This is a genomic window from Nocardia noduli (assembly GCF_019038455.1).
Lineage (GTDB): Bacteria > Actinomycetota > Actinomycetes > Mycobacteriales > Mycobacteriaceae > Nocardia > Nocardia noduli.
Window position 1 is genome coordinate 15,384 of sequence record NZ_JAFMPL010000087.1, and the last position, 19,538, is coordinate 34,921.

23 protein-coding genes and 1 tRNA gene are annotated in these 19,538 nt (G+C 66.5%); 19 read left to right on the plus strand and 5 right to left on the minus strand.

What is annotated here, in order from left to right; genetic code table 11:
- Positions 1–176 precede the first annotated feature (176 nt).
- The 4 genes from JZ792_RS31295 to JZ792_RS31310 form a co-directional block, all read right to left on the minus strand.
- Positions 177–1,616, minus strand: coding sequence for a sensor histidine kinase (locus JZ792_RS31295; RefSeq protein WP_216916374.1), 1,440 nt, complete (start codon positions 1,614–1,616; stop codon positions 177–179).
- 95 nt (positions 1,617–1,711) lie between these two features.
- Positions 1,712–2,437, minus strand: coding sequence for a response regulator transcription factor (locus tag JZ792_RS31300; protein ID WP_216916336.1), 726 nt, complete (start codon positions 2,435–2,437; stop codon positions 1,712–1,714).
- Between the two features lie 94 nt (positions 2,438–2,531).
- The gene (locus tag JZ792_RS31305; protein WP_254190620.1) at positions 2,532–4,103 is read right to left on the minus strand and encodes an alpha,alpha-trehalose-phosphate synthase (UDP-forming); all 1,572 of its coding nucleotides are present in this window, start codon (positions 4,101–4,103) and stop codon (positions 2,532–2,534) included.
- 159 nt (positions 4,104–4,262) lie between these two features.
- On the minus strand, positions 4,263–4,433 hold the full coding sequence (locus JZ792_RS31310) for a hypothetical protein (protein WP_169334866.1): 171 nt from the start codon (positions 4,431–4,433) through the stop codon (positions 4,263–4,265).
- Positions 4,434–4,634: 201 nt separating this feature from the next.
- Here JZ792_RS31310 and JZ792_RS31315 point away from each other — a divergent pair, with 201 nt between their 5' ends.
- The 5 genes from JZ792_RS31315 (at position 4,635) to JZ792_RS31335 (ending at position 7,829) form a co-directional block, all read left to right on the plus strand.
- Positions 4,635–5,468, plus strand: a complete 834-nt coding sequence (locus JZ792_RS31315) for an alpha/beta fold hydrolase (RefSeq protein ID WP_216916338.1) — start codon at positions 4,635–4,637, stop codon at positions 5,466–5,468.
- Positions 5,469–5,654: 186 nt separating this feature from the next.
- On the plus strand, positions 5,655–5,897 hold the full coding sequence (locus JZ792_RS31320; protein WP_011207082.1) for an MbtH family protein: 243 nt from the start codon (positions 5,655–5,657) through the stop codon (positions 5,895–5,897).
- A 127-nt stretch (positions 5,898–6,024) separates the two neighbouring features.
- A tRNA-Thr gene (locus JZ792_RS31325) sits at positions 6,025–6,096 on the plus strand.
- 95 nt (positions 6,097–6,191) lie between these two features.
- The gene (locus JZ792_RS31330) at positions 6,192–7,142 is read left to right on the plus strand and encodes a tyrosine-type recombinase/integrase (protein WP_216916340.1); all 951 of its coding nucleotides are present in this window, start codon (positions 6,192–6,194) and stop codon (positions 7,140–7,142) included.
- A 30-nt stretch (positions 7,143–7,172) separates the two neighbouring features.
- Entirely contained in the window at positions 7,173–7,829 is a 657-nt protein-coding gene (locus JZ792_RS31335; RefSeq protein ID WP_216916342.1) for an HAD family hydrolase, read from the plus strand.
- On the opposite strand, the gene JZ792_RS31340 is transcribed toward JZ792_RS31335, so the two are convergent.
- Positions 7,826–9,094: an NsdA family TPR-like regulatory protein gene (locus tag JZ792_RS31340; protein ID WP_498044262.1), complete on the minus strand. Its 1,269-nt coding sequence runs from the start codon at positions 9,092–9,094 to the stop codon at positions 7,826–7,828. The genes JZ792_RS31335 and JZ792_RS31340 overlap by 4 nt on opposite strands.
- A 156-nt stretch (positions 9,095–9,250) precedes the next feature.
- On the opposite strand from JZ792_RS31340, the gene JZ792_RS31345 reads away from it, so the two are divergent.
- From JZ792_RS31345 to JZ792_RS31410, 14 genes are all read left to right on the plus strand, one after another.
- Entirely contained in the window at positions 9,251–9,475 is a 225-nt protein-coding gene (locus JZ792_RS31345) for a helix-turn-helix domain-containing protein (RefSeq protein ID WP_216916346.1), read from the plus strand.
- A 104-nt stretch (positions 9,476–9,579) separates the two neighbouring features.
- The gene (locus JZ792_RS31350; protein WP_254190617.1) at positions 9,580–9,741 is read left to right on the plus strand and encodes a hypothetical protein; all 162 of its coding nucleotides are present in this window, start codon (positions 9,580–9,582) and stop codon (positions 9,739–9,741) included.
- Positions 9,741–9,890 carry a hypothetical protein gene (locus JZ792_RS31355; RefSeq protein ID WP_216916348.1) on the plus strand — a complete coding sequence of 50 codons (150 nt, stop codon included), beginning with the start codon at positions 9,741–9,743 and terminating at the stop codon, positions 9,888–9,890. The genes JZ792_RS31350 and JZ792_RS31355 overlap by 1 nt, the downstream gene beginning before the upstream one ends.
- Entirely contained in the window at positions 9,887–10,237 is a 351-nt protein-coding gene (locus tag JZ792_RS31360; protein ID WP_216916351.1) for a hypothetical protein, read from the plus strand. Before JZ792_RS31355 ends, JZ792_RS31360 begins: the two co-directional genes overlap by 4 nt.
- On the plus strand, positions 10,234–10,566 hold the full coding sequence (locus tag JZ792_RS31365; protein ID WP_216916353.1) for a hypothetical protein: 333 nt from the start codon (positions 10,234–10,236) through the stop codon (positions 10,564–10,566). The genes JZ792_RS31360 and JZ792_RS31365 overlap by 4 nt, the downstream gene beginning before the upstream one ends.
- Positions 10,563–10,958, plus strand: coding sequence for a hypothetical protein (locus tag JZ792_RS31370; RefSeq protein ID WP_216916355.1), 396 nt, complete (start codon positions 10,563–10,565; stop codon positions 10,956–10,958). Before JZ792_RS31365 ends, JZ792_RS31370 begins: the two co-directional genes overlap by 4 nt.
- On the plus strand, positions 10,955–11,998 hold the full coding sequence (locus JZ792_RS31375) for a hypothetical protein (protein ID WP_216916357.1): 1,044 nt from the start codon (positions 10,955–10,957) through the stop codon (positions 11,996–11,998). Before JZ792_RS31370 ends, JZ792_RS31375 begins: the two co-directional genes overlap by 4 nt.
- On the plus strand, positions 11,995–14,022 hold the full coding sequence (locus JZ792_RS31380; protein ID WP_216916359.1) for a type IV secretory system conjugative DNA transfer family protein: 2,028 nt from the start codon (positions 11,995–11,997) through the stop codon (positions 14,020–14,022). Before JZ792_RS31375 ends, JZ792_RS31380 begins: the two co-directional genes overlap by 4 nt.
- A gap of 57 nt (positions 14,023–14,079) precedes the next feature.
- Positions 14,080–14,757, plus strand: coding sequence for a hypothetical protein (locus JZ792_RS31385; RefSeq protein ID WP_216916360.1), 678 nt, complete (start codon positions 14,080–14,082; stop codon positions 14,755–14,757).
- Between the two features lie 59 nt (positions 14,758–14,816).
- Positions 14,817–16,571, plus strand: a complete 1,755-nt coding sequence (locus JZ792_RS31390) for a hypothetical protein (RefSeq protein ID WP_216916362.1) — start codon at positions 14,817–14,819, stop codon at positions 16,569–16,571.
- A 1-nt stretch (position 16,572) separates the two neighbouring features.
- Positions 16,573–16,941 carry a hypothetical protein gene (locus JZ792_RS31395; RefSeq protein ID WP_216916364.1) on the plus strand — a complete coding sequence of 123 codons (369 nt, stop codon included), beginning with the start codon at positions 16,573–16,575 and terminating at the stop codon, positions 16,939–16,941.
- Positions 16,942–16,948: 7 nt separating this feature from the next.
- Positions 16,949–18,040, plus strand: coding sequence for a toprim domain-containing protein (locus tag JZ792_RS31400; protein ID WP_216916366.1), 1,092 nt, complete (start codon positions 16,949–16,951; stop codon positions 18,038–18,040).
- 49 nt (positions 18,041–18,089) lie between these two features.
- The gene (locus JZ792_RS31405) at positions 18,090–19,007 is read left to right on the plus strand and encodes a DUF2637 domain-containing protein (RefSeq protein ID WP_216916368.1); all 918 of its coding nucleotides are present in this window, start codon (positions 18,090–18,092) and stop codon (positions 19,005–19,007) included.
- A complete protein-coding gene (locus tag JZ792_RS31410) occupies positions 19,007–19,486 on the plus strand; it encodes a DNA cytosine methyltransferase (protein WP_216916371.1) in 480 nt (159 codons plus the stop codon). The genes JZ792_RS31405 and JZ792_RS31410 overlap by 1 nt, the downstream gene beginning before the upstream one ends.
- Positions 19,487–19,538: the final 52 nt, after the last annotated feature.

Sequence of the window (19,538 nt, forward strand, 5' to 3'; positions counted from 1 at the left end):
TCGATGACCGATTGCGTTCGAACGCGGGACGGGGCTGTGACCGGGGTGCTCGTAGGGCTCGCGCCGGGCGGGGTGGGTGTCGATCGCTCGGTGGTGGACAAGGCTGCTGGTAGGACTCGTGGCGGGTAGGTGGGTGTCGGACGCTGGGGGCTCGAAGGGCCCGCGTTGATCGGTCCTCAGCGCGGCAGGGTGACGGTGAAGGTCGTGCCCTCGCCCACCACGCTGTCGACCGTGACCGTCCCGCCGTGCGCGCTGACCAGCGCCTGCACGATGGACAGGCCGAGGCCGGTGCCACCGCTGGCACGCGTGCGCGAGGTGTCGGTGCGGTAGAAGCGTTCGAATATGCGCGCGGCCTCGTCTTCGGGCAGGCCGGGGCCGGTGTCGGCGACTTCCAGACGGACGTCGTGCTTTCGAGGGGTCAGACGCACAGTGACCGCCGCGTCGGGCGGGGTGTGGGTGAGGGCGTTGTTCAGGAGGTTGCCCAGCACCTGACGTAACCGCTCCGCGTCGCCCTCGATCTCCAATGTGCCTTCCCCGGAACGGATTTCCAAGGCGATGGGCCTAGGGTTCTCCGGTGCGGTGGCGGCGGCGACCGCGCGGGCGTTGTGCACGGCGTCGCTGGCGAGTGCGAGCAGGTCCACCTGGCCGCGTTCGAGCGGACGCTGGGCATCCAGGCGGGCAAGCATCAGCAGATCCTCGACCAGCAGACCCATCCGCTGGGCCTCGGTTTCGATCCGTGCCATGAACAGCGCGGGATCGGTGGTGGCGCCCTGTCGGTAGAGTTCCGCGAATCCGCGGATCGTCGTGAGCGGCGTGCGCAATTCGTGACTGGCGTCGGCGACGAAGCGCCGCATATTCGCCTCGGACTGCCTGGCCGCCGCTTCGGACGCCTCGGTCGCCTTGAACGCCGACTGGATCTGGGCCAGCATGCCGTTGAGCGACCGCGACAGCCGATCGACCTCGGTATTGGTGCCGCGCACCGGCACCCGGCGGTGCAGATCGCCGCGCGCGATGGCGGCGGCGATGTTCTCGACCCGGCGCAGCGGGCGCAGACTGCGACGGATCGCGAAATACGCGGCCACCGCGAGGACGGCCAGCACCGCCGCGCCGACCGCCAATTGCAGGATGACCAGCCGGTGCACGGTATCGCTGTTCTGCGTCAGCGGCAGCGCGACGGTGGTGACGCCGTCCTGGGTGCGCAGCGACAGCGTCCGCCACCGGACGGGAGAATCCCCGACCGACGGCACCGTCGTCGGTCCGGTGACCTCGGCGCGGGTATTGGCGGGCAGTTCGGCCGGAATCGCGGGCAGCGCGGGCTCCGCGTCGACGCCGAACGCCTGCACCGAGATCTGCACCGCGCCCATCCCGGCCGCGTCGCCCGTACTCTGCGCCTTCACGTAGAACTGGCTCGGCGGATGCCGCGAATCCGGCGGCTGCGTGATCGGCGTGGGCGGACGCAACCGACGTGACCATTCCAGTGCCCCCTCGCGCAACTGCTGGTCGGTGCGGCTGGTGAGCGACTGTTCGAGTCCGGAGGTGACGAGCGTGCCCGATATCAGCAGACCGAGACCGGACAGCGCCACCAGGGCGAGCACGAGCGCGACCCGAAGCGGCACCGCGGCGAACCCGTCGCGGACACGCCGCAGGATCGTCGCCGAGCGGGCCGGTTCGCTTATCGCCCGGCGCGGGCGTCGTGCGGGAGCGGTCCGGCTCACTGCCCGGCCGGGCGGGCCGCGCGCATGACATAGCCGACGCCGCGCAGCGTATGGATCAAGCGCTGCTCGGTGTCGACCTTCTTGCGCAGATAGGACACGTAGGTCTCGACCACGCCGACCTCGCCGCCGAAGTCGTAGCGCCACACGTGATCCAGGATGCGCGGTTTGCTCAGCACGGTGCCCGCGTTGACCATGAAATAGCGCAGCAGCGTGAATTCGGTGGGCGACAACGCGACCGGTTCACCGGCCTTCCAGACCTCGTGCGTGTCGTCGTCGAGTTCGATGTCCTCGAACCGCAGCCGCGAATTCTTCGGCGCGGGCGCGGCGTGGCCAGCGCGGCGCAGGACCACGCGCAGCCGCGCAACCACCTCCTCGAGGCTGAACGGTTTGGTGATGTAGTCGTCGGCGCCGAGGGTGAGTCCCGCGACCTTGTCCTGCACCTCGTCGCGCGCGGTGAGGAACAGGACCGGTGCGTCGACACCGTCGGCGCGCAACCGGCGCAACAGTCCGAATCCGTCCATACCCGGCATCATCACGTCGACGATGAGCGCCTGCGGGCGGAAACCGCGCGCCTTGTCCAGCGCCTGCGCGCCGTCGGCCGCGGTGTCCACCTCGAATCCCTGGTAGCGCAGACTCACCGACAGCAGTTCGACGATCATCGGTTCGTCGTCCACGACCAGCACCCTGGCCTCGGGTTTCTGTTCTGTGGGCACGCCGGTCATGTGTTCCATCCTGCGGTAGGGGACTGGGAACTCACTGGACCTTTCCTGGGTGGTTGCTGTGAACGTCCCCCACCGCGTCAGCGGCGCCGTGCCGTCAGCGGCGTGGCGTCCGCGACTCCGGGTAGGTGTCGTCGTCGGTGAGCAGGGCGCTCCCGGCGACCTGATCCTGGGCGAGGGCCTCGAGGAAGGCGCGGGCCCAGCGATCCACGTCGTGGGCGAGCACCTGGCGGCGCAGCGACCGCATCCGGCGGCGCTTGGTGTCACGGTCGTCCTCCAGCGCGGAGACGATCGCGTCCTTCACGCTGTCCAGATCGTGCGGATTGCACAGATAGGACTGACGCAATTCCGCTGCGGCCCCGGTGAACTCACTCAGCACCAGGGCGCCGTTGAGTCCGCTGTGGCACGCCACGTACTCCTTGGCGACCAGATTCATCCCGTCGCGCAGCGGGGTGACCAGCATGACGTCGGCCGCGACGAAGAACGCGAGCAGTTCCTCGCGCGGGATCGGACGGTGCAGGTAGTGCACCACCGGATAGCCGACGCGGGCGAATTCGCCGTTGATGCGGCCCACCTGGCGTTCGATATCCCCGCGCATCTGGATATAGCTCTCGACCCGCTCGCGACTCGGGGTCGCCAACTGCACCATCACCGTCTCGGAGGGGTCGACCCGGCCGTCGACCAGCAATTCCTCGAGCGCGTTGAGCCGGATATCGATGCCCTTGGTGTAGTCGAGACGGTCGACACCGAGCAGGATGTTCTTCGGATTCCCCAGTTCCGCACGGATTTTCGCGGCACGCTCGCGTACCGACCGCCGTCGGGAATTGTCGTCCATCTCGGCCGAGGAGATGGAGATCGGGAACGCGCCGACCCGCACCGTCCGGAAGCCGACCTGGACGACGCCCATCTTGGAGCGCACACCGACGGTGCCGCGCGAGGTGGCCTGGCCCGCCAGTCGGCGTGCCAGATACAGGAAGTTCTGCGCGCCGCCGGGCAGGTGGAAACCGATCAGATCGGCGCCGAGCAGACCCTCGATGATCTCGGTCCGCCACGGCATCTGCATGAACAACTCGACCGGCGGGAAGGGGATGTGCAGGAAGAACCCGATGGTCAGATCGGGGCGCAACATGCGCAGCATCTTCGGAACGAGTTGCAGCTGGTAGTCCTGCACCCACACCGTCGCGCCCTCGGCGGCCACCTTGGCCGTGGCCTCGGCGAATCGCCTGTTCACCGTGACATAGGCGGCCCACCAGGCGCGGTCGTAGGTCGGTCGCACGATGACGTCGTGATAGAGCGGCCACAGCGTGCCGTTGGAGAAACCTTCGTAGTAGTCGGCGACTTCCTGCGCCGACAGCGTGACCGGATGCAGTTCCAGGCCGTCTTCGATGATCGGATCGAGGTCGGCGTCGGGAACTCCCGCCCAGCCGACCCACGCCCCCTTGTTGTTGCGCAACACCGGTTCCAACGCGGTGACCAGGCCGCCCGGGCTGCGTTTCCATCGGGTCGAGCCATCGGGTAGTCGATCGAGATCCACCGGTAGCCGATTGGCCACGACGACGAAACCGGAACCGGCCCCGTCGGTTTCGATCGGCTCCACCACATCCGCCGATGTCGTCGTGCGATCGTCGGGAGAAGCGAGCTCGGAGTCGTCGGACGGCTGGTCGGTCATCTGGTCCACTCACGCATCCTTATTCGAGCGGCGGCGTTCGCGGTGCTGAGCGAGCGACCGCCTCCGGGCCCCGACGCTCACCGGATGGTGTGCATCGCTGATCCCGTCTGGAGTTGTCGGGTGTCGTCGACGGCGCCGTTGTCGTCGAGCGGGTTGGGGTTACTCGCCTCGACCGTTGGGGCCGATGCCGAGCATCGACAGCAACATCCGGCACTCGTCGGCGTCCTCCGCGTACGCGGCGACGACGCGCTGGGCCTGACGGGCGGTTTCATCGGCGAGTGGTTCCAGGTCATCGTCCGCGATATCGTTCGCGCTGCCCTTCGCAGCCATCTCAAATCCTCCCGGCTCATTACGCTCGTACGTGCGAATAGTCAATGGTATATGGCGCGGGCGCGGGCGCGCCGCACCCGATACCTCGAGCACCCGCCTCGGTGCGTTGCGGGACCCCTGCCTATACCGTGGTGACGGGCCGTAGCGACCGGAAGCAGGTCGCTCCTGACGGTCAGCACCAACTCCACGAAAGGGTCGACAATGCCGCTGGCCACGGTGAACGGGATCTCCCTCAACTACCAGGTCAAGGGTGACCGTGCCAAGGGCGCGGACGTCAAGGGCGGGGCGCCGCTCGTCGTGATGATCATGGGCACCGGAAGTCCCGGCAGAGTCTGGGAACTGCACCAGGTGCCCGCGCTCGTCGCCGCCGGATATCGGGTGTGCACATTCGACAACCGGGGTATCGCGCCGTCCTACGAAGCGCCGTCGGGAATGACGATCGACCAGCTGGTCGGCGACACCGCCGGGCTGATCGAACTGCTCGACGAGGGCCCCGCGCTGGTCGTCGGCACGTCGATGGGTGCGCGCGTGGCCCAGGAATTGGCTTTGGCCAGGCCGGATCTGGTGCGCAAGGCCGTATTCATGGCGGGCCACGGCCGCCTCGACCAGTTCCAGAAGACGCTCTCGCTCGGCGAACACGAACTCGACGCGAGCGGGGTGAAGATGCCCGCCAAATACGAGGCCGCCGTGACCGCCGTGATGAACCTGTCGCCCGCGACGATGTCGCAGCCCAACGCGGCGCGTGACTGGCTGGATCTGTTCGAGTTCACCGGCGGTCCGGTGACCCCCGGTATCCGCGCACAGCGCCGGATGGACCACGATTTCGACCGGGTCCAGGCCTACCGCGCCATCACCGTGCCGTGCCTTTCGGTCGGATTCGCCGACGACAGGATGATCCCGCCCTACCTCTCCCGCGAGGTCGCCGAGGCCATTCCCGGTGCCCGCTACCAGGAGATTCCCGACGCCGGGCATTTCGGCTACCTGGAGAAACCGGACGACGTGAACAAGATCCTGCTCGAGTTCTTCGCCGGGTGAACCGGGCGCGGGTCCGATCCGTTGAACCCCAGGACGAGGTAACCACCTACGCGTAGCGTCTCCCTTGCTAGGGTCGACACAACGCTCGGGGAGCATCCGGGGCGTGGTTCGTGTACCGCACGGCCCAGCGCCGGACGGTCTCAGGAGCCGATCCCGTACACAGCGCCAGTATCCAGTGAGGTGAAATTGAGCACCAACCCCTTCGACGACGAAGACGGTCGATTCTTCGTCCTGGTCAACGACGAGGAACAGCATTCCCTGTGGCCGGCCTTCGCGGAGGTTCCGGCCGGATGGCGAGTCGTGTTCGGCGAGGACAGCCGCGCTGCCTGCGTCGAGTACGTCGAGAAGAACTGGACCGATATGCGTCCGAAGAGCTTGCGGGACGCGATGGCCGCCGACGACGCGGCCCGCCAGGGCGCCCAGTCCTGAACCGCGGTATCCGATACTGCGCCGGGAAAGCTGATTCAGCCGCCAGCCGTGCGGCACCGTAACTCGGTGTCGCACGGCCGGTGTGCCCCGCTATAGTGGGCAACCGGTCGCGATTGGTACCGCTTCCGCCTCCTTAGCTCAGTGGTAGAGCACTCGCCTTGTAAGCGAAAGGTCGTCAGTTCAATCCTGACAGGAGGCTCAAAGACACCCTGACCTGCGAAGACAGGTCGGGGTTTTCTTGTTCCTGGGATGGCATAGTGCTCGGACAACGCTAAACTTTGATACCGTCGATAGATGACCGCCTCGCGTACACGGCAGCCGCGGAATCTCGACGCGGGACCGTTCGAGCCTGAAATTCGTTCCTTCAGGCTGCATCTGAACGCCGAGGGCAAGTCACCCAAGACCGTGATGACCTACGTCGAAGCGGTCCAGTGGTTCGCCGGAACGCACTTGCGTGGTGAGGCGGCGCGCAGCGACTGGACAGAGGTCGTTGCCGACGACGTCAAGTGGTGGATGACGTGGCTTCTTGAGCGCTACTCGGACAGCTACGCGAACAACCAGTACCGGGCCTTGCAGCAGTTCTTCAAGTGGTACGCACTTGAGGAGGAGCAGCCGAATCCGATGGAGAAGATGCGGCCCCCGAAGATCAAAGAGAAGGTAGTGCCGGTCTTCACCGAGGCGGAGCTGTCGGCGTTGGCGCGAACATGCCGCGGCAAGACATTCGTTGATCGGCGAGACCAGGCCATCATCGAACTGTTCAAGGCCACTGGAATCCGACTGTTTGAGATGGCGGGTATCCGCTACGCGCCGGCCGCGCCGGACCACGGTGACATCGACCTTGACCGCCGAGAGTTGTTGGTACGCGGCAAGGGCGGCAAGGAGCGTCGCTGCAAGTTCGGTTTCGAGGCCGCGCGGGCTATCGACCGATACATCCGACTGCGGTCGAAGCACACTCACGCGGAAAGCGCGCAGTTGTGGCTAGGCATCAATAACCGCCAGCCCATGACTGAGGACGGGATCTACCAGATGATCGTCCGTCGCGGCAACGAGTGCGGTGTGGTCGTGCACCCGCACAAGTTCCGGCATCACTTCTCGCACACCTGGTTGGACAACGGCGGGGGCGAGGGCGATCTGATGGAGCTGAACGGTTGGACGTCGCCGCAGATGCTTGCGCGGTATGGAGCGAGCGCGCGCAACGCGCGGGCTCGTCGCACGTACGACCGGATCATGTCTGCGGACAAGTAGGCACTGGCAACACACAGGTAAGGTAGGGCCGTGATTTCTGCTGTCGTCTTCGATGTTGGCGAGACGCTTGTTGACGAGACCCGCGAGTACGGAACCTGGGCAGACTGGCTGGGTGTGCCGCGGCATACTTTCGCCGCCGCGTTCGGGGCAGTGATCGCCACGGGCCTCGACTATCGCGAGACCTTCCAGGTATTCCAGCCGGGCTTCGACTTGGATCGGGAGCGCCAAGCCAGGGCCGATGCAGGCAAACCGGAATGGTTCGGCGAAGACGACCTGTACGCCGACGTCCGGCCTGCGCTATCCAAATTGCGCGAGATGGGGATCTGGGTAGGCATCGTGGGGAATCAGACGGTCCGCGCAGGCGGGCTCCTGCGTGGCTTGGACCTTCCCACTGACTTCATCGCCACTTCGGACGACTGGGGTATCCAGAAGCCAGCCCAAGGTTTCTTCGACAAGACCATCGAAGCAGCGGGATTTCCAGCCGAGGAGATCGTCTACGTCGGGGACCGGATCGACAACGATGTTGCTCCCGCTAAGAAGGCCGGTATGCGGACCGCCTATATCTTGCGCGGCCCATGGGGATGGATTCATCGCAACAAGCAAGAGGTCGCGGACCTGTCCGATTGGCAAATCTGCGACCTGAATGAGCTGCCTGGAATCGTTGCAGCAGAAAATAGTTCGAGTTAGCCCACGAATGAGCTAACGGTGGTGTGCCAGTCGTACAGCCGCTCATCGAGACTGCGTACAGCTGGCAACGAGTCCCACTGCCGCAACGACTGTCGGACGGACTTGATCCTGTCCATAGCGGTGGCGTACCAGTTCCTCCCCACGACATCGAGTGCTTCTTCGAGGAACTGGCACGCGCGTTCGGGATCGTTTTCGAGGACTGATGCCGCAGCGGCGTCCGAGAGGTAGATCGACCGCTGTTTGACTTCCTCTTCGGGCAGATCTGCCAGCACACCCTCCAAGGTTTCTCGCGCCTCCCGCCCGCGACCGGCGATCATCAGTGTGTTGCCCTTGAATCCAGCGAGGCGGATCGGCGAGAACCAGTCAAGCCATGCAGGAGACGGCTGCGCCTCAACGTCATGCTCTCGGTATGTCTCTTCGGCATGATGTACAAGATTGAGTGCCCGACGGGTGTCGCCGAATCGGGTTTCTACCTCTGCCTCAACCGCGTCGAGCCAGGCGATCATCTCGGCGTTGGCGCCGCCGCGGCGAGCGAACGCGCGTGCCGCCCGAATCCGTTCGCGGGCTTCCTCGGCGCGCGAAGCATCACCCGAAAATGCTGGAGCAAAGGCCATATGCGCAAGCGTGGCCGCGCCGAGAAGTGCATCGCCGCCCTCGTGTGCGGCCTGGAGCGCGAGCACGAAACTTGGTTGCGCCAGTTCTGGCTGTTGGAGGTCGAAGAACTCCAGTCGCCCAGCTAATAGGCTCGACTCTGAGAGTGCTTTCGCAAGAAGCGTTTTCGACGCTCCGGCGAGCTGAGGAAGCAACTCGAGTCCGAGTTGCGCGTGCTCGGCTACCGAGCGGTGAAGTCGGGCAGCGGGAACCGCCCAATACAGGTGGCGATGGGCGACAGTCACAGCCATGAAGTCAGTTGCGACTGATGCCGGCAGCGATGGGGGCGTCGACCCGAATATCCGTTGTCCCATTGCATGACTAACCGTGTTGTTGCCTGCACGGCCGCCGCCCGCCGTATCGGGAGCCCAGGGCGGTGTGAATCCCAGCTCTGTAATGGGACGTTTGAACAGCGTCTCTAGCGCGGTGGCGTGCTCCGGATGCGGCCACGGGGGTTCGGCGGATTCCCATCGGCGGACTGTTCGCGATGAGACCTCGATGCGGAGCCCGATCTTTCGTGCGGTCTCAGTCACTGCGTCGGCAAGGGCGGACTGGGACCGAAAGCCGAGCGCCTGACGTGCCGCTCGAAGTGCGGCGTTCCCTGATGTCGACATACGCCCATCTTAGTCCTTAAGGAGGACGCCTGCATCAGTTGGGGCCATGAAACGGCCTGTCGATGTCCTCTTCGGTGGCCTATTTATGTCCGGTTATCGGCCAGATCATTCAGGTAGAGCATTTTCCACCCGTTTCTACCAAAGGAGTGATCTCCCTTGACCATCAGCACCCAACAGCCGGTCGAACCGCCGAAAGATCTCATCAACCTCAGGACCGCCGCGTCCCTTGTCGCTGTGGACGTGAAGACCATCAAGAACTGGATCAAGGCCGGTGACCTCCAGGGCTTCATCGTGAACGGTCGTATGTGGCGAGTGCAGCGTGACGAGCTGCTCGGGCTCGTCCGGCCCGCCACTTCGATCGACTCGGACGGTGTGGCATGAGTACTCCCACCGAAAGAGCGATGTCGGCCCGCATCGCAGCTCACGAGTCGTGGGCGAAGACCGCTGATCGTTCCGCTCGCACTGCGAAGGCGCGTGGCGCGCTCTTGGCTAAGTTCGATCGTCTGGTCGACCCCGACGGGATGCTCAGCCCGGAGGAGCGAGCGTATCGGGCAGAGCAGGCACGCAAGGCGTACTACATGCGGTTGGCGTTGAAGTCGGCCCAGGTGCGTCGTCGCCGCCAGGCCCGCAAGGGCGGTGATCTGTGATGCGCGCCAAGACATTCGGCTTCGCGGTAGCCGCAGTGGCAGTGGGGTATCTGATGCTGACCGCGCCGGGCATTGCCGGATTCACGGTGATGCTGCTGGGTGCGATTGCTTTCTGGCGTGCTTCGCGTCGGTGGGGAGTCCGGCGATGAGCGCGCAGTTCAGGCCGGAGCCACCGGCGCATCACAGCTACACCGTCACGCACTACGACCGTGGGCGTGGTGTCGGTCAGAGCGCGTTGACGTCGATGACGGGTCCGGAGTTCGCCGGTGTCGGTGCGGTGTACGCGCCGTTGAGCGCGTTGCCGGTCGCGCCGCGTCTGATCGTGTTGGCGGTGCTGGTCGTGATCGGTATGGGTGGTTGCACCGCGGCGTGGGTCGATTACAAGCACGACACCCCGTCGGTGGATGTGTGCCGCTCGGTCGATTCGGGTGTGCCGCCGGAGCCGGTGGGTTCGTGCGTTCCGCGTGAGCAGTTGCCGCAGGTGGTGACGCGATGAGCATCGAGGACGAGCGTCGCCGTGCCCGCGCGGAGTTGGAAGCGGAGTTCCGGCGTCTGGACACCGTCTTCGAGGTGTTGGCCGACATGCAGGACGCGGCCTTCGCTGTCGCATGGTCGAAGGACTTGCGTGGTGTCGGGTTCGAGAACTCGCGTCATGCCCAGGCTTTCGCGTCGTTGCGGCCGGTCCACGTCGAGCGGACGGAGGTGCGGGACCGACTTCTGGACTACCAGTTCACCCCCGAGCAAGCCGCCCAGATCCGCGCCCGCGTCGCCGAGCGGCAGCGCGAGCGCGAAGCCGCACGGCAGCGTCCGGGGCGGTCGCGATGAGCAGGTTCCTGGATCCGGAAGGTAAGCGGTTCGGTATTCCGACGTGGCCGTGGCGGTTGGCGCCGCAGCATCTGCGTACCCGCCGCCAGCTCGCCAACGACGGCCGCCGTCCCGCCAGTGAGCGTGAGGGCCAGGTGCTGCGTGCTCGCGGCGGCGATCGTGGCCCATTGCGGGCCTATCTCTATGACGCGGAATCGGCTGTGCCCAAACGGGAACCGACCGAAGCGCAGTTGGAGGCACTCAGGTTGGCGCGGTGGCAGCGGTCGGTGAACGCGGCCGAGCGCCGTGGGATCGATACCGCCGATATGCGCGAGGTGATCTTGCAGGCCCGCGCCGACATCGCAGCCCGCCGTGCCAATCGTCCCGAGCAGGGAAGGGAGCGAAACCGATGAACCACAAGAAGGATAACCAGCGGTGGGCGTCTCTGGAGCGCCGCAACCGGGTCGAGATCGTGGCCGGTCTGCGTGCAGCAGGTTTGTCCTACGGGCAGATCGCGCGCACGTTGGGTATCTCGCTGGCCCAAGTCGAAAAGGCCCTGGGTGAGGCGAACGCGCTGCGTGGGCAAGGGTTGACCAAACGGGAGGTCGCCGACGAGATCGGCGTCCCCTACGGGTCTCTGGGCCGAATCTTGGGTCGGTCACGCCGCCACGGTGTCACGGTGCGCCAGGACGCGGCGTTGGCGGGTCTGTCGGATATGCACGGCATGCAGGTCGATGTGCTCGCCCTGTTTATGTCGACCTCGCTGTCGAGTGCCTACGACCTGGCTGATGATCTGATCGCGGCGGGTCGGGTGCATCCGTTGGATTCGGTGCAGCGGGGGCGGGCGTGGGTGGTTCCCAAGCGCGATACCGCGGCCCGCTATTTGGGGTGGCGGCCGTCGGACTGGAAACCGAAGCTCATGTACGCCAACCACTACCGCGCTGTGGCGCAGGCCCGGATCATGCTCGTCGGCCCGGACCCGGACAAGTGGGTGTCGGAGCGGATCTTGCGGCGCCGCGCCGAGATCTCCGCCAACGAATCCAAGACCCGGCAGTTGGAATTCAGCACCGGCCGCAAACCCCGCCGCGATCGTCCGCACGTGCACGATGGCCGGTTCCTGGGTGCGGTCGACGGCCGCCACGGCTGGTGGGCGTTGGAAGTCGAACTGACGGCGAAAACCGAACGCGCCCACATGGACATCGCCCTGGCCGGCGCCGTGCGCTCCGCTTTGCACAGCGAGCACGAGCCGATTATCGGGCTTTTGTATCTGTGCCGTTCGGCGCGGGTGCTCGACACCGTCTCCGCCGCCTACAAACGCCTACCCGCCGAACTGCGGACGGACCGATTGCTGTGGGCGATCGGCGATTTCGACGACGAGTGGACCACCTTCCTCGCCGCCCGAAACCAGGCCAAAACCAGCAGGAAAAGTCTTCACATCAAGGAAGCATCATGAGCGACCCCAACTGCAAGCCGATCATCACCCCGACCGACTGCGGACCCATCGAAACCCCCGTACCCGACCCCGCCGCGGTGGTGGTGCCGGTCGATCCGACCGCCCCGCATGCGATCACACCGCAGGCCCCGCCGATCAAGGGCGTCGAAGGCTTGGACCTTCCGTCACTGGATTTGGCCGCGGCCGGTCACGTCGTCACCACCGCGACCGTGTGCGGGGTGGTGGTCGTCGGGATGTTGGTGATGATCCTCGCCGTGGCCGCGGCGTGGTTGCCTCCGGCCAGGTTGCGGAACTTCGCGATCGCCTCCTTGTTGCTGCCCGCTATGTCGGCCCTCGCGGGTGGTTCCTGGTCGGTACCGGCCTCTCTCTTGTGGTCCGGCGCCGCCCGCATCACGACCGGTGACCTCGCCGGACTTCGCCAGATGCTGATCCTCGGCGCTCCCGTCGCCGCGCTGCTGGCCACCTACTACTGGGCGCAGTTCGTGCACAAGACCAACACCGTCGGGTTGAAATCCTTGGAGCGCACCGAGCGTGTGAAGGACGCTATCCACGCCCGCCGCTTCGCGGCTGCGGCTCGTGCGGCCCGGGGAGGCGCGCCCACGACCACCGGTCAGGGCATCGTGCTGGGCCGGTTGGCCAAGACCACGACCGCGAAGACGACGAGTTTGTGGCAGGAGTTGACCGCGCGTCACGAGAACTGGTTGGTGGTCCCGTACAAGCAGGCACGGCGCCATTTCGCGATCGTGTCCACGACCGGTGGCGGTAAGACCGTGCTGATCAAGTGCCATTTCGTGGGGATGCTCGAATACGAGTGGACCGCATGGCATCAGTGGAAAACCGTCCCCGGAATGCGCAACAAACACCCCCGCCCGTTGATGGTGGTGATCTCGTGCAAGGGCGGCGCCGACGACTTGGCCCTCGGCACCGAAATCCGTGGGCTCGCAAGGCGCATGGGCATCGAGTCGAATCGGATCGCGACCGTCGGACCCGGCGGGGACCGGCTGGAGCTGTTCAAGACGCTGACCGCCCGTGACATGCGCGGGGTGATTCAGGAGATGCTCAACGGTGGTCAGGCCACCACGAGCGAGGGGCAGCATTTCGACGAGATGCGCCGCCGCATCGTGTCGTTGGTGGTGGACGCGCCGGGTGGTCCGCCGCGGTCCTCGGCAGAGTTCCTGGAGCGTCTGAACGAGAAGAAGCTGCTGGATCTGTGGAACAACGCCCCCGATGTGAAACGCATGATCGAGGCGTTGCAGGCCGAGAAGGTCCCCCAGATCGATGACGCCCTGATCAAGGCCACCAACCTGTTCGACCTGCTCCAGGATCAGGACGGGGCGATGGTCTTCGACGGCGGCAAAGACCTCGATGACCTCGATGTGCTGTACGTGACGGTGCCGGGGCTCGATAAGGACGCCGCCCGCGCCCAGGTCGCCGCGATCCTGCGCATGGTGATGCAGAAGGCGGGCCGCACCGCCAAGGACAAGCGGCGTTCGGTGAGCGTGATCATCGATGAGGCATCGGCCACCACGACCCCGTCGGGTGCGTTGAATCTGGTCGATGTGTGCGAGCGGGGCCGCTCCCAAGGCGTCGCCCTCGCGTTCGCCGCCCAGTCCCAGGAGGGGTTGGCCCAGGACAAGTGGACGCTCAACCGCCTGCTCAAGGCCTGCGCGGGTGGGTTGATCCTCGGTTACAACGAAAACGCCGGTGACCTGTGCGAACACCTGGGCACGGTGCGGTTCATGTTGCCGTCGCGGCATCTGATCAAGGGCCAGCGCACCGGCGACGAAGGCCAGGTCTCGGTAGGTGACAAGTGGCTGGTCGACCCCGACCGGCTGCGCGAACTCGACACCGGCCAGTTCGTCTACGCCCGCGCACGGCGCGCGGACTGGGGCCAGGTCGTGCAGGTCACCCCGGACCGGGTGCGCCCGATGCCGGGCACCGCCGCCCACACCGCCAGCAAGACCACCACCGGCAAGAGCGCCACGAGCGGTGCACCCCCGAAAGCCGCGGGCAGCGCCGCCTGAACCGGCATTTCCCGATTCTTTCCCCATTCTTCTGTATTCAATTGTGAGGCAACAGTTATGCGCATCATCCGACCCGACGACAGCAACGACGACGACAACGACGACAAGGGCAGGGCTGACAGTGGGCCTGGCCGCGGTGGGGGTAGTTTCGGGCGGGAGCTGACTCCGGCGGATTTCGCCGGTGTGGCCGACGATGTCGAGGATTACCTCGCCGATGTTCTGGCCGGTGTTCCGCCGTTCGACGGTGACGAACCGCTCTACACCCAGTCCTCGCGTTCGGCGCGTCCGATCGGCCCGAAACGCCCCGCGCTGCACCTGGTCAGCCCCGGCACCGACCCAGATCAAGAATCCGACGACGGTACCGGCCGCGATCACGATGAGCTGATCGCAGCCGGACGCAACGCCCGCAAACGGATGCTGCGCCACGCAGGTAGCGGCACGGTTCTCGTGGTCACGGTCGGGGCCGTCGCGGGCTGGGGGGAATCGGTCGTGGTGACCGGTCCACTCGCGGTCTACGGGCTGGCCTGGGTCGGTTACCTGTGGTGGAACGCCGCCCTGCGCCCCAGCTTCCCCGACACCGTCACCGCGATCAGCGACGGAATCAGCCGCGCCGTATCGGGCGCGCTTTCCCGCCGCACCACACCCGACCTCGACGCCCCCGCGGTGCCCAGCGGGGGATCGAACACGGCTGTTTCGGTCGAGGAGGTGAACAAGCCCACCACCGACAACACGTGAAAACAACTACCCACCAACACATCTCCCGATAGTCCGGTCTCTGGAAGGAAACCAATCCCATGTCCGATCGCAGTACCGAAGACGAGATCCGTTCCGAAGTCCGCCAGTTCGCCCACTCCCTGCCGCACCTGCTGCGCCTGCTCGCCCAGTCGGGTAGCTGGCTGGACCGCCGTCACGTCCGCAAACAGATCAGCCGCACGCTGCGGGAACAGCGCCGCGCCGAGGAAGCCTCCCGCACCCATCACCTGTCCTACACACAGCAGATGGTCGACCGCTACCGCGACCACGCCCTCACCGTGTCCGAGCGGGCGAACGATCCGAGCGTGGACCACGAACGCCGCTACCGCGACCACCAGATCCTGACCGAACACGCCAACAACCTGCGCCACCGCATCGCGGTCAACGACCGACTCACCGTCACCGAACGCGGCATCGCCCTGGACGGCCTCGATGCCGCGACGACGTTCCCGCGGTTCGAGCCGGGCCGACTGTTCAAGAAGGCGCACAAGGTCCGGGGGATCGAGGCGTTGAAGTATCGGGCGCAGGTCGCCCGGGTACTGGGCGCCGACACCTACACCGAGCAGTTACGCCCCCAACCCCAGCGGCAGGACGTCGAGCGGAGGCAGTACGAGACAGGCGTCGAGACGTCGGATCTGGTGGAGGCGGTCGGTCCGCGCGATCCCGAACCGCAGCGTGGGATCGATCCGGAGCAGGCGTGGGAGACCACGGTGCGCTACCACCGGCCCGACAGTGTCGGTCCGGCCACGTCGGTGGAACGGGGTTGGCACCGCGACGGGATCGAGTCCGCGCAGTGGGCGTCAGAGACCGTCGAAGGGTTGCAGATCAAGCTCGGTACCGAGGTATCGGCCGCGGCATGGAACAACGGGCAGCCCGTCCCGGAATACCTCGCCGCCGGCACCCCCGACGAAGTCCGCGAGCAGCTGGCCGAAGGACTCACCGAAATGCGTCAGAACCAGGCCACGCGTACCGGTGATGTCGAGCAGCCGACACCACCGCCTCCCGACCGGGACCAGAAGGGAGAGGTTGCGGTCGAGCCGGATCGGTTGGCCGCGGTCGAGCAGCAGCTCGCCGACCTTCAGGCCCATCGTGACCGGCTCGGTTCCCGGGTGCAGATGCTGCAACGCGGCCTGGACGCGGTCACCAGTGAGCGTGACGAGATCCGGCGCCGGTTCGATACCGCCGAAGCCCAGGTAGCAGCGCTCAAGACCCGTAACCAGCGCCTCGCGGCCGAGATCGGCGAAGTCCGCGACCGCACCACCGGCCCGCAACTATCGCCCGGCGTCGCCGAACACGTCCGCCACATCGAAGGCGAACGCGACCAGGCCCGCCGCGAGCGGGACCGGTTCAAGGCAGAGCGTGACGAGGCGGTGCGCAAGCTCGCCCGCTCGACTCCGGAGCGGGAGCGGTTCGGCAGCCGTGAACGCATCGACCAGCAGCACCGGGACGACGAACACCCCGACGACCGAGAGCGGGAGCAGGCGCACGAGCAGGCGATCGCGGAGTGGAACGAGACGGTCGGCCGGAACATGGCCGAATCCCTCGCCGACCTGCCCGATCACCCCGAGATCGCGAAACGTGATCTGGGGCGAGTGGATTGGAGCCGGTTCACCGACGGCACCGACAACGCCGACGAGCTGGCCCGCTGGTGGGCCGCCGAGGGTGCGGAGCAGTACTGGGCTGAACACGACGCCGCCAATGTGCCCGAGCACACCCAGGGCTGGCAGCCCGAGCAGGAGGAACCACGGCCGGAGCGGAACGGGCACCGCCGCAACGGGATCGAACGGAGCCGCTGAGATGCATGCAGAGCACGAGGACCACATGCGCGCCGAGTTCGAGACCTTCTATCGGCTCGGTCGTGACATGTTCGAGGTCGGCAGCGAGGCCGAGATCGACCGTATCGACTCCCAGCGCGGGGAGATCGCCCGCCGGTGGGAGGACGGCCCGCACGCCGAGCACTGGGCCTATCTCGAAGACGCCGAGCACGACTGGCAGCGCACCCCGGACACGATGACCCGGTTCATGGACAACGTCGCCTTCAACCGCGAACACCAGACCGGATTGGCGGAGTTGACCGATGTGCAGCTGCGCAGCCAGGAACAGGCCCGCCACCTGACCGGCAACGACAGGCCCCGCCCGCGACAGCGCCCGCAACGGGGCCGGTGAACCGGTCATGGACCACCACCCTCAGCAGGGCCGCTCCTATGAGATTGTCACCGACGCCCTCACCCGCAAGATGGGACCGCCGCGGTACCCCCGCTCGCCCGAGCAGTGGACCAACTACCTGTGCCCGGTCCACGAAGACGACGGCCAGCACCACAATCCCTCTCTTGGGGTCCGCTACGACGCGGCCCAGGAGCGCACGATTGTGCGCTGCTGGGCCAGGTGCGACGACGAAGAAGTCGTGGCACGCATCGGGTTGCGGGTACGCGACATGTTCGACCGCCTCCCGGAACGCGCACGGAACAGCACCAACACCAGCGCGAACAACGCTCACACCAGCACGACATCCAAAGGTTCTGCTCGCCGGTCCTTCGGGACCGGCGGGCGGTCGGCCCGCCCACAGTCGACCTCGCAGAAGTCGGCGGGACAGGTCGTGTCCCCGGTCGAGAAAGCCATCCTCGCCGCCCACTTCCCGATCCTGTCCAAACCCGACCTCGGGGTGCAGACCGGGCGCCCCGAGACGGTGGACTCCTACATCTACCGCTGGCCCAACGGCCGGGTCGAGGGCGCGGTGCACCGGGTGCGGACACCGCACGAACACGGCGACGCCAAGAGTTTCTGGCAAGCGCATTGGACCGGGACCGAATGGGAACGCACGGGTTTCGCGCCGATTCCGTGGAAGCTCGCCGACATTCGCGAAGCCCTCGACACCGGCCGCGAGATCTATGTGTGTGAGGGGGAGAAGGACGTCCAACGCGCCAACCAGGCGGGGCAGATCGCGACCTGCAACGCGATGGGCGCCGGATCCTGGACTCCCGAGCACGCCCGCTGGTTGGCCGGGGCGGCGCGGGTGATCGTGGTCGCCGACCGCGACCGCCCCGGATACCGCCACGCCGCCAAGGTCGCTGACTCCCTCGCTGAGCGGGTGGGGGAGGTGCGGGTGGTCCAGGCCCGTGACGGCAAGGACCTTTCCGACCATTTCGACGCCGGATACGACCTCACCGATTTGGAACCGGTCAAGTACCTGGATCGGGCTCAGAATGCCCGGTTTCGGTCCGCGCCCGTGAACCGCGGGCAGCAGCAGCGGACCCGCAGCCGGTGACGCGCCCGCCTGCGCATCGATCACCCGAACCGAGAGGAGACCACCCATCATGACTACCAACCCGACCGGTGCGCAGGCGGTGCGCACCAGTGACGCCGCGCACCGCCGCGCACCACAGCCCGATTCGCCCGGTGCGCGGACCCCGGAGGAGACATCGGCGATCCGCTTCTTCTGGGGCGAACTGCTCCTTGTCGCGGCGATGTCGATCGCGGGCAATATCGTGCACGCGTGGCTCAACGCACCAGCCGGAAAGCAGTGGGTCGCGGCGTTCGTCGCCTCCTTCCCACCGATCGCGCTGTTGGCGGCAACCCACGGCGTCGGACTGCTCGTCCGCGCCCAGAACAAGGCCCGACTCGCCTATTGGGCGGTTGTCGGGCTGACAGCGGCCATTGCGGCGATCGCGTTCCGGCTCTCGTTCGACGCGTTGCGGGAGTTGTCGATACAGGTAGGGATGAGCGAACATCTGGCGTTCCTATTCCCGCTGATCATCGACGGCGCCATCGGACAGGCCACCGTCGCGTTGTTGGTGCTGGCACGCACCGACCGCACCGACCCCGAACCGGTGGTGCGCACCGAACCGGAACCGGTGCGTGCTCCTGATCCGGTACGCACCGTCTCGGTGCGTGAGGTCCACACCGAGACCCGCTCCACCACCAGCGAACTCACCGCCGGATCCGACCGGATCGAGGTCGACGGTGCGCAGCGGACCGCACTCGAACCGGCCACGCACCGGCCACGCACCGACGAACCGGACCGTGTCGATCCGTGGGCCGCGGTCGCCGCGCGGTTGTGCGACGCCGACCCCGCCGGGCGCCGCGACCCCGACACCGTGACCACGATCCTGCGGTTGAAGCACGAGCAGGGATTCACCCACGCCCAGATCGCCGAGCGGATCGAGGTCAGCAAGTCCGCGGTCACGCGGACGTTGATCGCGGCCCGCGAGATCACTGGCGAAGGACCGCGCTGATGTCACGCCCGCGTCTGCTCGACCTGTACTGCTGCGCCGGCGGCGCGAGCATGGGCTATCACCTCGCCGGTTTCGAGGTGGTAGGTGTCGACATCGATCCGCAGCCCCGATACCCGTTCGAGTTCCATCGGGCCGACGCGCTGGAATTCCTGGCCGAACACGGCCACGAGTACGACGCCATCACCGCCAGCCCACCGTGCCACGATCACACCCCGCTCAAATCCCGTGCCGGTGAGAACGGCACCGGCTGGCTACTGCACGCCACCCTCGCCGCGCTGGCCGCCCAGCGCGCGCCGTGGATCGTGGAGAACGTCATGGGCGCTGACATGCGTGCCGATATCGTGCTGTGTGGCACCATGTTCGGGCTTCGGGTCTACCGACACCGCAAGTTCGCGATCGATCCTCGGTGGGTGCCGTCGGTTCGGTATGGAGAGAAGTGTTTGGCACCTTCGCGTATGTCGATGATGGACCACCCCTGATCGGTGCGGTCGAAGGCTAGCAAGGGGTCAGTAGCCAGAAGATTACGGGCGA

Bases quoted from the DNA above. Each gene is read 5' to 3' on its own strand.
- JZ792_RS31300 (WP_216916336.1), bottom strand. From the start codon at position 2,437: ATGACCGGCGTGCCCACAGAACAGAAACCCGAGGCCAGGGTGCTGGTC.
- JZ792_RS31305 (WP_254190620.1), bottom strand. From the start codon at position 4,103: ATGACCGACCAGCCGTCCGACGACTCCGAGCTCGCTTCTCCCGACGAT.
- JZ792_RS31310 (WP_169334866.1), bottom strand. From the start codon at position 4,433: ATGGCTGCGAAGGGCAGCGCGAACGATATCGCGGACGATGACCTGGAA.
- JZ792_RS31315 (WP_216916338.1), top strand. From the start codon at position 4,635: ATGCCGCTGGCCACGGTGAACGGGATCTCCCTCAACTACCAGGTCAAG.
- JZ792_RS31330 (WP_216916340.1), top strand. From the start codon at position 6,192: ATGACCGCCTCGCGTACACGGCAGCCGCGGAATCTCGACGCGGGACCG.
- JZ792_RS31340 (WP_498044262.1), bottom strand. From the start codon at position 9,094: ATGTCGACATCAGGGAACGCCGCACTTCGAGCGGCACGTCAGGCGCTC.
- JZ792_RS31355 (WP_216916348.1), top strand. From the start codon at position 9,741: ATGCGCGCCAAGACATTCGGCTTCGCGGTAGCCGCAGTGGCAGTGGGG.
- JZ792_RS31360 (WP_216916351.1), top strand. From the start codon at position 9,887: ATGAGCGCGCAGTTCAGGCCGGAGCCACCGGCGCATCACAGCTACACC.
- JZ792_RS31365 (WP_216916353.1), top strand. From the start codon at position 10,234: ATGAGCATCGAGGACGAGCGTCGCCGTGCCCGCGCGGAGTTGGAAGCG.
- JZ792_RS31370 (WP_216916355.1), top strand. From the start codon at position 10,563: ATGAGCAGGTTCCTGGATCCGGAAGGTAAGCGGTTCGGTATTCCGACG.
- JZ792_RS31375 (WP_216916357.1), top strand. From the start codon at position 10,955: ATGAACCACAAGAAGGATAACCAGCGGTGGGCGTCTCTGGAGCGCCGC.
- JZ792_RS31380 (WP_216916359.1), top strand. From the start codon at position 11,995: ATGAGCGACCCCAACTGCAAGCCGATCATCACCCCGACCGACTGCGGA.
- JZ792_RS31385 (WP_216916360.1), top strand. From the start codon at position 14,080: ATGCGCATCATCCGACCCGACGACAGCAACGACGACGACAACGACGAC.
- JZ792_RS31390 (WP_216916362.1), top strand. From the start codon at position 14,817: ATGTCCGATCGCAGTACCGAAGACGAGATCCGTTCCGAAGTCCGCCAG.
- JZ792_RS31395 (WP_216916364.1), top strand. From the start codon at position 16,573: ATGCATGCAGAGCACGAGGACCACATGCGCGCCGAGTTCGAGACCTTC.
- JZ792_RS31400 (WP_216916366.1), top strand. From the start codon at position 16,949: ATGGACCACCACCCTCAGCAGGGCCGCTCCTATGAGATTGTCACCGAC.
- JZ792_RS31405 (WP_216916368.1), top strand. From the start codon at position 18,090: ATGACTACCAACCCGACCGGTGCGCAGGCGGTGCGCACCAGTGACGCC.
- JZ792_RS31410 (WP_216916371.1), top strand. From the start codon at position 19,007: ATGTCACGCCCGCGTCTGCTCGACCTGTACTGCTGCGCCGGCGGCGCG.